The 13,361-nt window shown below is 46.3% G+C and carries 12 protein-coding genes; 10 read left to right on the top strand and 2 right to left on the bottom strand.

Features of this window, described 5'->3' with window-relative positions; translation table 11 throughout:
- Window positions 1-256 precede the first annotated feature (256 nt).
- Window positions 257-1,354 carry a ribosome small subunit-dependent GTPase A gene (gene rsgA, locus EGM68_RS10600; RefSeq protein ID WP_025679799.1) on the top strand — a complete coding sequence of 366 codons (1,098 nt, stop codon included), beginning with the start codon at window positions 257-259 and terminating at the stop codon, window positions 1,352-1,354.
- Window positions 1,355-1,436: 82 nt separating this feature from the next.
- A complete protein-coding gene (locus tag EGM68_RS10605) occupies window positions 1,437-1,775 on the top strand; it encodes a L,D-transpeptidase (RefSeq protein ID WP_013370779.1) in 339 nt (112 codons plus the stop codon).
- Between the two features lie 35 nt (window positions 1,776-1,810).
- On the opposite strand, the gene EGM68_RS10610 is transcribed toward EGM68_RS10605, so the two are convergent.
- Window positions 1,811-2,830, bottom strand: coding sequence for a flagellar motor protein MotB (locus EGM68_RS10610; RefSeq protein ID WP_240664150.1), 1,020 nt, complete (start codon window positions 2,828-2,830; stop codon window positions 1,811-1,813).
- 215 nt (window positions 2,831-3,045) lie between these two features.
- On the opposite strand from EGM68_RS10610, the gene EGM68_RS25685 reads away from it, so the two are divergent.
- Entirely contained in the window at window positions 3,046-3,195 is a 150-nt protein-coding gene (locus EGM68_RS25685) for a hypothetical protein (protein WP_023988262.1), read from the top strand.
- 127 nt (window positions 3,196-3,322) lie between these two features.
- Here EGM68_RS25685 and EGM68_RS10615 read toward each other — a convergent pair whose 3' ends face one another.
- The gene (locus tag EGM68_RS10615) at window positions 3,323-3,562 is read right to left on the bottom strand and encodes a hypothetical protein (protein WP_013370782.1); all 240 of its coding nucleotides are present in this window, start codon (window positions 3,560-3,562) and stop codon (window positions 3,323-3,325) included.
- Between the two features lie 390 nt (window positions 3,563-3,952).
- Here EGM68_RS10615 and EGM68_RS10620 point away from each other — a divergent pair, with 390 nt between their 5' ends.
- The 7 genes from EGM68_RS10620 to EGM68_RS10650 all read left to right on the top strand — a co-directional run bounded on the left by EGM68_RS10620 (window position 3,953) and on the right by EGM68_RS10650 (window position 13,353).
- Window positions 3,953-4,273 (top strand): hypothetical protein, encoded by a 321-nt coding sequence (locus EGM68_RS10620; RefSeq protein ID WP_013370783.1) that lies wholly within the window; start codon window positions 3,953-3,955, stop codon window positions 4,271-4,273.
- A gap of 67 nt (window positions 4,274-4,340) precedes the next feature.
- Window positions 4,341-8,336 (top strand): type VII secretion protein EssC, encoded by a 3,996-nt coding sequence (gene essC, locus EGM68_RS10625; RefSeq protein WP_129549128.1) that lies wholly within the window; start codon window positions 4,341-4,343, stop codon window positions 8,334-8,336.
- 16 nt (window positions 8,337-8,352) lie between these two features.
- Window positions 8,353-9,195, top strand: a complete 843-nt coding sequence (locus tag EGM68_RS10630; protein ID WP_013370785.1) for a hypothetical protein — start codon at window positions 8,353-8,355, stop codon at window positions 9,193-9,195.
- A 5-nt stretch (window positions 9,196-9,200) separates the two neighbouring features.
- Window positions 9,201-9,737, top strand: coding sequence for a WXG100 family type VII secretion target (locus EGM68_RS10635; RefSeq protein ID WP_013370786.1), 537 nt, complete (start codon window positions 9,201-9,203; stop codon window positions 9,735-9,737).
- A 258-nt stretch (window positions 9,738-9,995) separates the two neighbouring features.
- On the top strand, window positions 9,996-10,271 hold the full coding sequence (locus EGM68_RS10640) for a WXG100 family type VII secretion target (protein WP_007430133.1): 276 nt from the start codon (window positions 9,996-9,998) through the stop codon (window positions 10,269-10,271).
- Between the two features lie 202 nt (window positions 10,272-10,473).
- Window positions 10,474-12,516 carry a serine/threonine-protein kinase gene (locus tag EGM68_RS10645; RefSeq protein WP_013370787.1) on the top strand — a complete coding sequence of 681 codons (2,043 nt, stop codon included), beginning with the start codon at window positions 10,474-10,476 and terminating at the stop codon, window positions 12,514-12,516.
- Window positions 12,517-12,600: 84 nt separating this feature from the next.
- Window positions 12,601-13,353 carry a vWA domain-containing protein gene (locus tag EGM68_RS10650; protein WP_013370788.1) on the top strand — a complete coding sequence of 251 codons (753 nt, stop codon included), beginning with the start codon at window positions 12,601-12,603 and terminating at the stop codon, window positions 13,351-13,353.
- Window positions 13,354-13,361 lie beyond the last annotated feature (8 nt).

Consider the following 13,361-nt stretch of genomic DNA (forward strand, 5'->3'; position numbering starts at 1 on the left):
AACGAAATCCGCAGGGAGTGATTCCCTGCGGATTTTTTTATGGTCAAGTGTTTTGTTATCCGTTTGTTGGTTTTGGGAGTGGTCTATGTAAGACTGCTTGCATATGTGAACGAACGGATCACATCGCCTGAACTGTATACCCTCCGCAGGGGTTTCCCTGCGGATTTTTTGCGTTGTTTGCTTGCGGAGAGAAAATGTACACCTATCGAGTAACGTTACATCCAGAAAAATTAAACATAATTTCAGGAGGAAAATAATGAGTATACACGATTACGGTTGGTCTGATTACTGGAACGGTTTTTGGGACCAATGGAAGCAAAGCTATGAGGAAAGAGCAGGAAACACGCAGATACGTCCTGCCCGCTTGATTGCCGATTATGGGCAAAAGGTGAAGCTTATTACGATGGATGGGGAACGCTGGGGAGCTGCTTCAGGTAAGCTAAGGCATGCTATGGTTGATCCAGCGGAAATGCCAGCTGTAGGGGATTGGGTGGCCATCACCACGTCGGACGAAGTATCGGATGCAGTAATCCATGCTGTCTTGCCACGCAAAAGCCAAATATCTAGACAGGCCGCGGGCTTTGAGACGAAAGAGCAACTCATCGCAACCAATGTAGATACGCTTTTTCTTGTTAATGCGTTGAATCATGATTTTAATATGCGCAGATTAGAACGGTATTTAATAATGGCCTGGAATAGCGGCGTAAACCCGGTTGTCGTGTTGAGTAAGAGTGACCTTTGTGACGATGTCGAACAGCGGGTTGCAGAAGCGGAGGGAGTTGCTCCTGGAGTACCTGTTATCGTTATTTCTGCTTTGCAGAACGAAGGCAGAGAGCAGCTGGAAGCGTTTCTTCAACCTGGCTGTACGGTTGCTTTGACTGGCTCTTCTGGTAGTGGCAAATCCACAATAGTGAACTGGCTTTCCGAAGCAGAAGTTCAACTGACACAGGATGTGAGGGAGGAAGACAGCCGAGGCAGGCATACAACCACACACCGACAGCTTTTTCCCATTGCAAAGCAAGCTGTTTTGCTGGATACACCCGGGATGCGCGAGCTTAATCTGTGGGATGATTCCAAGGGTGTAGCTCATACCTTTGCCGATATTATGGAAACCGCGCAGCAATGTCGTTTTGCCGATTGTAAGCATAAGGGAGAAGCTGGCTGTGCGGTGGAGGAAGCTATCCAAAAAGGGGAATTATCAGAATCTAGAGTGAACAATTATCGCAAGATGCAGAGGGAACTAGAGTATCAGGCACGCAAGGAAGCAGACCGACGTAGAAAGGATAGCCGTTCAAGTACAACTCCGGGCCGTAAGGATCAGCGAAGCGGTTGGCGACGTGATGTGGAGTGGTAAGCCGAGCTGTTTTGTAACATCATTTGTAGAAAAATAAGAAAATCTATGTGGTAGTCGGCATATGGTGTAAAGGGGTGAACATATGCCGAACTACAGCATTGTGGTGGATTTATCGGATCGTCGTCTATATTTAAAAGATGGAAGTCAGATCGTTCTTAGTTATCCAGTCGGTATTGGGAAGGTGGCTACACAGACACCGCATGGGCAGTTTACGATTATTAACAAACAGCCCAATCCGGGCGGTCCTTTCGGAGCGTTCTGGATGGGGCTGTCCAAGCCGCATTATGGCATTCACGGCACCAATGAGCCATCGTCCATTGGCCAGATGGTGTCACATGGCTGTATTCGAATGCAGAATAAGGATGTGCTGGAGCTTCAGGAGAAGGTAAGTATAGGAACGCCGGTCACGATACAGCCATAACGTCTAGACGATATAGGATTCCTTTGGCTGCCTAGTTACGATTTGGGTTGAATTTGGACACGGGCTTCAATCCGATTGGAGCCCTCTTTGTCGTCTGCGGATTTAACTAAAGATCCCGCAAGACGTTCTCCATTTGTACCGTAAGCCTGTTTGGCGTTGGTCCACATATCTTCGTTCGGTTCGAAACTTATGACCAGGGTGTAGCGGTTGGCAAGGCTCGGCTTTTTGACCCTCATGCTGAAGGAACCATCAGGCATGACCTTGGTTTGATCATCGTAGCCAAACTGCCATCGTCCCGGAAAATCAATTGTGAGCTTGACGTCCGAACCCTCGAGCAAATTGCTGCGTGCATATACATGATAATAATTTCCTTTCTGCTTCACATCAGGCTTAATCCACACTTGAGGGCTACCGTAGTCCTTTGGTTTGTTCCAGACAGGCTTGATTAGAGGGACATGTCGATCTTGTTCAGGATCAAACTCAGCACCTATCCGAATTTCTTGCAAAAGTTGTTCGTTTTCTTCGTATTGATATACATAAGGGCCTTCTAATTTGTTGCCACCACTACCATACAAATTTCGTATTTCTTTGTCTTGGTCATCCGGGCGAAATAGAACAGTCAGATCCATACTACCCTGTATACCAGGTCGGTGCACTTGGAGTACAAAACTTCCGTCCTTTTGAATAGTTGCCTCGTCCGTGTATCCGGTTAACAGAGAGTTTTTGACTGCAAGATTCCCTTTGATCCGTGCTCCAGAAGGCAGGTTAGAATGTCCTGTAACCTTCACTGTATTTTTATCAATACTTATGTCACCTGATATTTCGACATAGCTACTGCCTTGCTGATGGACAGGTGCATCGTTGGCAGCTCGTTCATCAAGGGATGATGCAGCTTGGTTCGGATTACCTGTCACGGTATAGGCACGTGCTTCAGCTTCGTGTTGGGCCATACTTCGAGTTGAGGCTTTCTCCCTGCTGCATGCAGCCAGCATAATTAGGATGAAGAACATACATAAAAGGTTCCAACTTATTTTGGTCATCATGTGCTTACTCATGGTTTTTGCTCGCTCCTTGTCCGTAGCTTCCAGGCTATACTGATAAAACTTTCGAAACTTTATGTATTTACCCTATTTAAAGGGTATGTAATCCTGCCTGCTTTATCCTAGTCAGAGCGTGCGTGTTTAAACAACAGGCGGAATGGTTAAAAATGGATAGCCTGACCATCCCCTTGAAAAGCAGGGGCAGCTTGCAGTAAAGGAGCCTGAGTCATATGTCCATTGACCGTTTTATCTTAAAAAAGCTGGACAACTGCCGGGAAGAGCATACACGCGCTAATTTACTAGAACTGTTTAGAATACGAATTGAGAAGGCGCAGAATAAGGAACGAGGCGGTAAAAAAGGTTATCGCAGAATACTATAAATAGAGTCTGATCAAATGCATAGGCTGCGGTAAGTCACATGTAGCATGTTTCAAAACCGCTGATATGGAGAGGGTGCCGAAATGCCCCTCTCTTTTTTGTGTCTAATGCAAACAAAAAAAGTCCCTCTTAATAGAGGGACAATGCCAATGAATCATTTTCACTAACGCTATGCAGGATGGCTTCACAACCGACAATCTCTATACTGATCAAAGAGTTAAGACATTTTTGAAGGGCACGCTTGCCGCTGGAGATTTTGTTCTCCAAAGTATTACTTAGAAGTTTTAAGGTTTTTTGTACCGGTTGCTTATTTTCTTGATTGAAGTATACGGGAATACGTTTGTTTTGAAATGTAATTAATGTTCTCACAAAAATCACCTCACCTGAGTTATTTCATGGCTTTATTGTAGTGCCCGTTTCTTAAAATTACCTTAAAAACACCTTATAAAAACATAAAGGTCTGAAAAATTTACAAAGTGTTCACAACAATTTGGGTAACAATCGAATTTAGTTCTAACTAATCGACAAAATAACGTAAGCACGCAAATTAAATTTTGTAAATACCTATTTTTGATTCATATGACTCTACCATTAATTTTAAGCATGCCTAAAGTCATTGTTTTATTTTGAGCGTGGGTATTTTGTAACAAATTGACAGTCTAATAGACGGATGCTACAGTTACGATAGCCATATTTCCGTAGAAATAGGCTTTTTGCGTGAGTATTGCTGTATAAATTAAGGATCGGGAGGGATGACAGATGATCCTGACCGTGCTTTCAGGACGACAGGAAACAGAGTGGTTTGATATTGAGGTGGCTGATGAATACTCGGTGGAACATTTAAAATTGATGCTGGGTGTGCGTATTTTTGGTGAGCCTCCGGCTGAAGGCATGCAATATATTATGGAAGCAAAATTCCCAGAAGGGCTTTGGTTCAGAGTGGAGGATAACCAGCTACTCACAGGAGCAGGTTTGCGGGAAGGCTGTACTGTGCGCATTCAGCGAGCTTTTTCGACAACTCAGGACGAGGCGCCTGTATATGGAAGGCGTTCTTTGTTTCAAACTGAAAAAAATGGGTAAATACACACATGAAATAATATGAAACCTTGGTAAAATGAAATAGTAAGCGAAAAGGGGGACTTTTGTCTTGAATGTATTATACCAGCGATCCCCGAGATTAAGACCGGCCCTCCGAGAGGAGAAGCTGGAGATTTTGCGGCCTCCGGCTGAGCCGAGCAAGCCGTCTTTTTCTATTATATCTATACTTATTCCGTTAATGATGACGTTGGTGACTGTAGGCTTTTACGTATATATGAGCAGAACAGGCAAGATGGGCAACAGTAACTATTTGATGTTCCAAATGGTTACTGTGGTCATGATGCTTACATCTTATACGATTCCTTTTTTCGTCTATTTAAATAATAAGAAGGAATATAAGCGCAAGTTGGAGGAACGGGACCGAATGTATCGGGAACAGCTCCAAAAGCATCGTGAAGAACTCGAAATGAAACGCGAAGAGCAAATTCGCACACTATATGAAATTCACGGTGATCCGCAAATATGCACTCAAATCGTAAAAAACCGCAACAGTTCTCTTTGGGAACGATCACCAGAGGATGAAGATTTTTTACAGGTACGTATCGGGACTGGACAAGTTCCCTTTCATATTAAACTGCAAATTCCACGACCTGACGGTTATGACCGTGATCCCTTGTTGGGGGCTGCAGATGAACTGGAGGAAGAATTTCGTTTGGTGGACGCTGCTTCCATCACTTTACCGCTGTTTCAATCCAAAGTGGTTGGATTGGTCGGCGAGCGGGAGCATACCCTGGCTGCGTTAAGAGTGATCTTGGCACAAGTGACGGTTCGTCATTCGCCGGATGAAGTGAAAATTGCCTCCTTCTATGATGAGCGAGAGGAAAGTGAATGGACTTGGATGCGCTGGCTCCCGCATGTGTGGGACGATGACCGAATCCAGAGAATGATGTCAGACCGCAGTAGTAGCGCCCATCAATTAGCTGACTTTCTGTTTGCCAGATTGAACCGCCGAAAAAATAATCGCAATGAACGTCAGGGCAAAGGTATGGAAGCGCCGTGTTATGTCATTGTTTTATCTGATACCCAACTGATTGAGGAAGAACCTTTGCTGCCGTTGTTGCTAGAGGACGGCCGAGCCATAGATGCGTGTACGATTGTGCTGGCTTCTCGTAAAGAAGCTTTGCCAATGCAGTGTCAGCTGATTGTGGAGGCTTCCAAGGAACAGGGTGTATATGCCCTTAAATCAGAATCAGCGGAGGTTGAACAGCAAAGTTTTAAACCGGATCGTTTGTCCAAAGAGGAAGCCGATGCATTGGCGCGGTACATGGCGCCTATTCGTTTGAAGCGTTCTTCGGCTTCTGATATTCCCGCTGTTCTGCCTCTTTTTGATATGATGAGTGTAGCAAGTGTGGAAGAACTGGATGTGGCAGACCGGTGGCGACGTAACCGCCATCCTGATACATTACCCGTCCCGATGGGCGTGCGGGCAGGCGGCAAAAAGATTATGATTAACCTGCATGATAAAATAGAGCGTCAAGGTCATGGTCCCCATGGCTTGATCGCCGGTACGACAGGTTCAGGGAAGAGTGAGGTTATTCAGTCTATCGTAGCCTCGCTCGCTGCTGAGTTTCACCCGCATGATCTTGCTTTTATGCTGATCGATTACAAGGGTGGTGGCATGTCCAACACGTTCGTTAACTTGCCGCATGTTGTGGGCACGATCACGAACCTGGACAATAATTTGATTGAGCGTGCTAAAATATCTCTTAAAGCAGAACTAGTTCGTCGACAGAAGATATTGAACGATGCGGGCAATTTACAACATATTGATGAATATTACAGACTACTCCGGCAGCGGCAGGAACAACCGCTGCCTCATCTGGTTATTATTATTGATGAATTTGCACAGTTAAAGCGGGATCAGCCAGAATTTATGGACGAGCTAATCAGTATTGCCGCGATTGGGCGGACATTGGGTGTCCATCTGATTTTGGCGACTCAAAAGCCTGCTGGTGTTGTAGATGATAAGATTTGGAGTAACTCCAGGTTCCGGATCTGCTTGCGGGTGCAAAGTGAAGGTGATAGCCGTGATATGTTGAAAATACCGAATGCCGCGTGGATAACGAAGCCGGGACGAGGATATTTTCAAGTGGGTAGCGACGAAGTGTTTGAAGAAATGCAATTTGCTTGGAGCGGTGCGCCGTATATAGGCAACAGAGACATTTCTTCTGCCTTACCTGTTCATGAAGTGAGACTGAACGGGAAACGTGAAGCGCTATTGACGGGTGGCGAACGGGCAAGCTCAGGCTTAAAAGGAGAAGAAGCTCCCAAACAGCTTCAGGTATTTATTGATTATATTGCAAAAGAAGCAGCTAAGGCAGGAATCGAACGTCTTCAGGGACCGTGGCTTCCGCCGCTGCCAGAAATGTTGGATTTAACTAATCTACCGCAATGTACCGAAATAGATAGTACATCATCATCCTTGGAGCTCAAGTCTCTTATTGGGCTGGTCGATGATTTGCCGAATCAACGGCAGGAGCCGATGTATGCGTCGCTGGATCATGGTCATTGGGCTGTGTATGGCATGCCGGGCATGGGGAAAACGACCTTTTTGCATACGTTGCTGATGTCCACGGCTCTGCATTACGCTGCGAATCATTGGAACGGTTATATCATTGACATGGGTCGAACCATGCGCGACTTTGGAGAACTTCCGCAAATCGGTGCTGTTATGATGGCCGAGGAGGATGACCGGATTAAACGGTTGTTCCGCTATCTGTTCAAGATGGTGGCCCTACGCAAGGAAATGCTTTCTGAGGCTGGCGTCAAAACAATAAGTTCTTTTCGACGTTCTGCTGTCGAGGATGTTCCGCAAATTGTCGTAGTTATTGATGGATACCTTAATTTTCGAAATGCCTATCCGGATGAAAATGAACTGCTGGAATCTCTTTTGCGTGAAGGTGGCAGTCTAGGTATCACGTTTATCATTACAGCGAACCGGATTACCGATGTGTTTGAGAAGTTCCGCAGTAACATACCTAATGCTGTTTCTTTCGAATTGGCTGATCCTAGTGACTACTATTATGCGGTAGGACGACCAGCCAAAACACCAGGACCGTTAATTCCGGGTCGGGCTCTGGTTAAAGGGCATGTTCCTCCGCTGGAGTTCCAGACGGCACTCCCTTCACCAGGAGAAGATGAGGCGGAACGATCAGCACAACTGCGTCGCAATATCGCTGGCATTGTGCAGGGATGGAAGGGCAAGCACGCACCCGCCATTCTCCCATTGCCTGAGCGGGTTCCACTGTTGGAATTACTTCAGCAGTGGGATCGGACGAGTGGACCATCAGGTGCGCTTCCTTATGAAGTACCTGTAGGCCTACAGAGTGACGATCTTGAGCCTTTTCTCCTGAATTTGAAAGAAGGGCCTAATTTTATCGTAGGTAGTCCAATGGAGGGTGGAAAAACCTCCTTCCTGATGAGTTGGATTATTTCGCTCGCTTATTACACGTCACCGGATCAAATGCAAGTCTATACGATCGATACACGCTATGGAGGCGGGGGACTATCCCGATTACGACATCTTCCTCATGTCAAGGCTGCTGCCGAAAGCGAGGAGGAAATGGGACCTCTGGTACAACAGGTGCATGATATCATTCAACAACGGAGCAAGGATGGGAATGATCCCGAACTGCTCCTGGTCATTGATGATGCGGATATGTTAAGCAAGCAACTGAACGATTTTATGATAAAGGATCAGCTTTCCGCCATTGTACGGTTGGGACGTGATCGCAATGTGCATGTCGTGCTATCGGGTGTGCCATCTGATTTCCCTACCTTTGGTGTGGACTGGTTTAATGATGTCAAGGCAAGCCAAAGCGGTATGCTTTTTGGAACACTGGATTCGAATGATTTATCGTTCTTTCGTATCCCTTATTCGGAAGCAAATGCTGCTGCTGGTGGCCTAAAAGTCCTGCCTCCTGGGCAGGGATACTACGTACGACGCAAATTTACCAGGATAAAAGCGGCGATTCCCTTCTCAGAGCAAATGAGCTGTGAGGATTGGATAACGAAAATTCGTGACCGATGGCATGTTGTAGTTTGAAGGGAGGTGGCTCATAATGTTAACGTTTCAAGCTTCCAAGCAGAAGTTAATAACCCTCAAGGCAAAGGAACTGTTTTTTCTGGCAGGCGTATTGGGTTCTGACAGACTGCTTGGGGTGGAAGATCCGTTTAAGGGCTATCTAGCAGAGGAGTTGGCGGAAGAGTGGGAGCAGGTTAAAGCTGCTCTTCTGGAAAAGGGTTATCTGAAGCAGGCCGATAAGGGCAAAGAGCTGGCTATGCCTCCTACCGTTTTTTCAAGAGTTGCTATCGCGGGATTATCCAACAGGGCTTGCCGTATACGCTATGTAAGGGGAGGTAAGCAGTTTGAAGGCTATCTTCATTGCACGAATGAGCGTGTGGTGGAGCTTGTGAAATCTGTTGACGAACCCGATGAATATCGTCTGTACGATCTGGGTAATGTGGAAAAGGCTTGCGAAACATTGATTGATAAAATGGGCTGGGTTGATCGGCTTGTACCTGAATCTCCCGCGCTTATGTTTTCCAAGCAGGCTTTTAATAAAATTTACGAGCAATCTGCTGGAGAAAGTTTGTCTCAAATCAGCAGTAAGCTAACCGAAGCTAGCGGAGATGAAGAGGGGGCGATGAGACTGGCTCAGTCTTTGAGTTCCCGTGTAGCCGAGGGAGAATTGCAATTGCTGGTCTGGAACGGCAGAGAGTGGGAGTCACAACGGGCAGCTTTTGTCCTGTGTCCTGCAATGAACTGGATATTTCGGATGAGCTCTGCGGGTAACGGAGACTGGTTGATTGCAGCTATGGCTTCAAGAGAACAGTTTGTGGATTTATTATTGAATTGGTTGAAACAGTCGGCAGTGACTGAAGAAGTGACAGAAGAAGGGTGATGGATATGCGCATTCGAGTTGAACCGGATGTGCTTCGGGGGCTTAGCGGGCAGCTACAGCATGCGGCGGAGCAAATTCAACAGTTAACAGCAGGTTTGGAGCAGGCGTTACAATCGCTGGATTGGGATGTATCTGCACGTGAGGCGATCTTGAATCAGTGGATGCAAGCCAAGCGGATGTCAGAACAGATTCATGCTTATCTCCATACATCAGGTACACAACTGAACCGAAAGGCAGAGCAGTTTCAGTCTGTTGACCACAACTATCAAACGATTCTGCCATTTGCCAGCCAACCATTGGGACGACCCGTCACGATGCTCGATTGGTCGAATCAACAATCACCGTCTATTCTGCCTGGGCAAGCTTCGGAAGGAAGCAGTCTAATTTCCAACCCGCAGTCTGTCGTACATGCTATTGCAGGTGTACAGCCTTCGGATGTAGGCACCCTGCATCAGGATATTCTGAAGCAGGCGTCTTCTAGCAGTCCGCAGGATTGGTATTTTACTGACCCGTCTATAGCAAGAGATCAGCCTGTCGCTTAGTTCGGATCGTTCCGAGATGATCTGGATCGACTTGTAAATCCATATGAATTTGTTATACCATTCCCGGTTTTATGGGACTAATATGGGACTTATTAGGTGGTTGTTTTATTAAGATTGTACTGTTAGATGCTGCTTTCTAGTTAAAAAGTGGGATTATTGCAATTAGGTCCTTTGCCTTTTGTAGGGAATTAAATAGCCATAGTACAATTTGAACCAGCTAAACAAAAACATTTTTTATCATCAAGGAGGACGCAAAAAATGGCAGGACGCATTTTAATTACCCCAGAACAGGTTGATCAGGTAGCTAACCAATTTAAACAAAGTGGTGAGCAAAGCCAGCAGATCGTTTCCAGCTTGACTCAATCCATCTCCGGTATGGAAGGTCAATGGGAAGGTATGACTAAACAACGCTTTTTCCAAGAGTTCCAAGAAGCTAGCAAACAAATGCAAGCTTTCGTAACGACTTTGAATAGCATTAGCCAAGAATTGACAGCTATCGCTAACAAATTCCGTACGGTTGACCAAGCAAAATAAGTTGTCATGCCTGATCGGCATTAACTTATCATATATCACTCTATAAAGAAGCAATATGTGAACCCATTCCTCACGGTTTGGCACAGATTGTACAGGAAAAACCGGGCGATCTTCGGATACCCGGTTTTCTTGCCATCCATAGACGTATATAATAAGGTGAGGAAAACTAGCATACTGAACGATATAAGGAGAGGGATGTTTCATGTCTTTTCAACCGAATCCGGGAGACGAATTGATCATAAACGGCACAGCTTATGTGGTTGGACGACATCCCGCTGCACCCGGTTTAGCCTATGCACAAGCAGGGAGGCAGGGAATTGTATACCAGCTGATTGCCAAAAACGGAGCACCGCATGAGGCGAAAGCCCTTAAAGTGTTTTTTCCGAAGTTCCGCATCCCGGCTATGGTTTATCAATCTGAGCATATGGAAACATACGGGGATATTCCCGGTTTGCAGGTATGCAAGCGTGATGTGCTCACTCCAGAAAGAAACGGAAGTCTGATCGCTGAGCAGCCTGATTTGCTGTACGCGGTGCTGATGCCATGGGTTCATGGTATGACATGGTTCGATTGTCTCACAGATCAGCGTCAGCTTGAGGCTTCCGATAGTCTGGCTTTAGCCAGAGCACTGGCAGGGATCGGTTCAGCGATGGAGCAAAAAGGATTGGCTCACTGTGATTTATCGGCGCCTAATGTTATGCTTCCGTTTTTTTCTGAAGTGGAACTGCCTGAAGGCACGTCAGCTGTCGAATTGGTAGACGTGGAGCAAATGTATAGCACCAAAATGGATCGTCCAGATGCACTATTAGCAGGATCGCCAGGGTATGCTGCACATCGTACCGTTCACAGCGGGTTATGGAGTGCATATGCAGACCGTTTTGCAGGGGCTATCATTATTGGGGAGATGCTAGGCTGGTCTGACCGTGTGGTGGTCGATAAAGCGTGGGGCGAAAGTTATTTTGATCAGCATGAAATGCAGACGCCTTGCGAACGTTATTTTATTTTACGGAAATCGCTTGAATCCCGTTGGGGCAGCAAGGTGGTAGAACTATTTAGTCGTGCCTGGGATAGTCAGGATTTAAGTAGTTGTCCTACCTTTGGCGAATGGTTGGTTGTACTTAATGCGGTTACTGAACAGGAAATTCCTGTTGAGACTATAGAAACTGAGCCAGCTGTGACAGAAACAATAGAATCGGCGGCGGCGGGGTCCTCAAGTGAAACGGTATCCTCTTTGGCAACCCCTGCACCGCTCAAAGCTGAACAGGCTGCATTGCTAAATCAGGATGTCCTAGAGCAGGGAGAGCGTGGAGTAACGGACAAGCTGTTTCGACAGGCGCGTGAACTGGAGCAGCAGAACAAACCTGCTGCAGCGTTGGAAGTCTATCGTTCGTTGTATCACTTTGTAGAAGACGGCAGTCCTTTGCATGTGGAGGTGTCGGCTGCGATTACAGGACTGGAGGAGCAGCTGAATCCCAAGATGCCAGAGCAACCTGAAAAATCGAAAGCCTGGTATCGCTCCAAAATGTTTATCGTTACAGCTTCGGCCGCAGTTGTTCTTTTGGCAGCTGGAATCCCAACTGTGAGTATTCTTGCAGATCAGTCTAATCAGCGACAAATCGAGGCTACAAAGCAAGAAGAGGCATTGAAGGCTGCAAAAGCGGCCGAGGAAAAGTTGGCAGCTGAGCAGGAGGCCGCTCAAAAATCGCTAACGGAGAAACAACGGCAGGAAGCTGAACAGCAGGCCAAACAACAGGCTCTTGCTGCTCAAAAGCAACAGGAAGAGCAAAAGAAACAACAAGCTCTGATCGCTCAACAGGTTAAATATGAAGCTTATCTCGCCCAAAAGGAACAAAACAAGCAGGCTGCTGCCAAGTTGGCGAAGCAAAAAGCATATGATCAACAGGCAAAGTATGAAAAATACCTGGCCTTGAAAAAGGAGCAGGAAGCTCGTGCCGCCAAGGAAGAAGCAGCTCGTAAAGCAGCAGCTGAGGCGGAACAAAAGCGAAAAGACGCTATACAGTCACGTAACAAGGAGAATGTTCTCCAGCTTATTTCCTTGTACAACAAGGCGTATGCTTCTCAGGAAGGTGGAAGCACGACGAAGGCAAAGAGCTTTGCCAAACGTTTTAGAGCATTATATGACAGTAATCCTTCTTATTATCGTTCAGTAGGTGAAGTGGGCTATCGGGCTTCCTCTATTTATAACTTTTTAGGAGATACGAATTTTAGACTGCCTAAAATTTGATGTTTCATATGTTTATATATGGAAGAATGATAGATTAGGAAACAGAGGCAGATCGAAGGTAACTGAGGGGAGCATGTACAAACCATGAACTATACAATACAGGCTTCACAACGTACTCCCGCCCTGATCATTTACCTGATTGACATCAGCGCGTCGATGAACATGCTGATGGAAGGGCGGCGGCGTATTGACGTTGTATATGAAGCTATATCGCTGGCGATCCGACAGATGGTTTTCCGATCGACCAAGGGAAATCGGTTGACTGCGCGCTATCGGATTGCAATTTTGGCTTATAGTGACGACGTGTATGACCTGCTGAATGGTGTCAAGGGAATTGATGAAATTGCGGCCATTGGTTCGTTGCCTGATTTGACACCCAAACGATTCTCAGATTCAGCAAAAGCCTTCTTGCAAGCTGAACGTATTTTGCAGGCGGAATTACCAGGGATGCAGGATTGTCCTGCACCTTTGGTCTGCCATATGACAGATGGTGTTTCCACAGGCGATGATCCGGAACCGATTGCGAAGCGCATTATGAACATGAGTGTACCAGACGGCAATGTACTGGTGGAAAATATATTTTTATCCGACAGGTTGCTGGAAACGCCTATTCAGGACCCACGTCGCTGGAAAGGGCTGACGCATAATACGCCGTTGCAGGATGAACATGCTGTGAAATTACGTAATATGTCTTCTGTACTTCCTGAAAGCTATCGGGAAATGCTGTTTGAGGCAGATTATCAGTTAGGTGAAGGAGCCATTATGATGCTACCTGGAACCTGTGCGGAACTGGTGTCCATTGGTTTTCAAATGTCAGCGGCAACGCCTGTACGGTAAGGAGGTAA

Origin of the sequence: Paenibacillus sp. M-152, from assembly GCF_003856555.1 — a bacterium.
In the GTDB taxonomy this organism is placed as follows: Bacteria; Bacillota; Bacilli; order Paenibacillales; family Paenibacillaceae; genus Paenibacillus; species Paenibacillus polymyxa_C.

What these genes read in the sequence shown, in the direction of transcription:
- rsgA (WP_025679799.1), top strand. Translation starts at nt 257, where the DNA reads ATGAGTATACACGATTACGGTTGGTCTGATTACTGGAACGGTTTTTGG.
- EGM68_RS10605 (WP_013370779.1), top strand. Translation starts at nt 1,437, where the DNA reads ATGCCGAACTACAGCATTGTGGTGGATTTATCGGATCGTCGTCTATAT.
- EGM68_RS10610 (WP_240664150.1), bottom strand. Translation starts at nt 2,830, where the DNA reads ATGAGTAAGCACATGATGACCAAAATAAGTTGGAACCTTTTATGTATG.
- EGM68_RS25685 (WP_023988262.1), top strand. Translation starts at nt 3,046, where the DNA reads ATGTCCATTGACCGTTTTATCTTAAAAAAGCTGGACAACTGCCGGGAA.
- EGM68_RS10620 (WP_013370783.1), top strand. Translation starts at nt 3,953, where the DNA reads ATGATCCTGACCGTGCTTTCAGGACGACAGGAAACAGAGTGGTTTGAT.
- EGM68_RS10630 (WP_013370785.1), top strand. Translation starts at nt 8,353, where the DNA reads ATGTTAACGTTTCAAGCTTCCAAGCAGAAGTTAATAACCCTCAAGGCA.
- EGM68_RS10635 (WP_013370786.1), top strand. Translation starts at nt 9,201, where the DNA reads ATGCGCATTCGAGTTGAACCGGATGTGCTTCGGGGGCTTAGCGGGCAG.
- EGM68_RS10640 (WP_007430133.1), top strand. Translation starts at nt 9,996, where the DNA reads ATGGCAGGACGCATTTTAATTACCCCAGAACAGGTTGATCAGGTAGCT.
- EGM68_RS10645 (WP_013370787.1), top strand. Translation starts at nt 10,474, where the DNA reads ATGTCTTTTCAACCGAATCCGGGAGACGAATTGATCATAAACGGCACA.
- EGM68_RS10650 (WP_013370788.1), top strand. Translation starts at nt 12,601, where the DNA reads ATGAACTATACAATACAGGCTTCACAACGTACTCCCGCCCTGATCATT.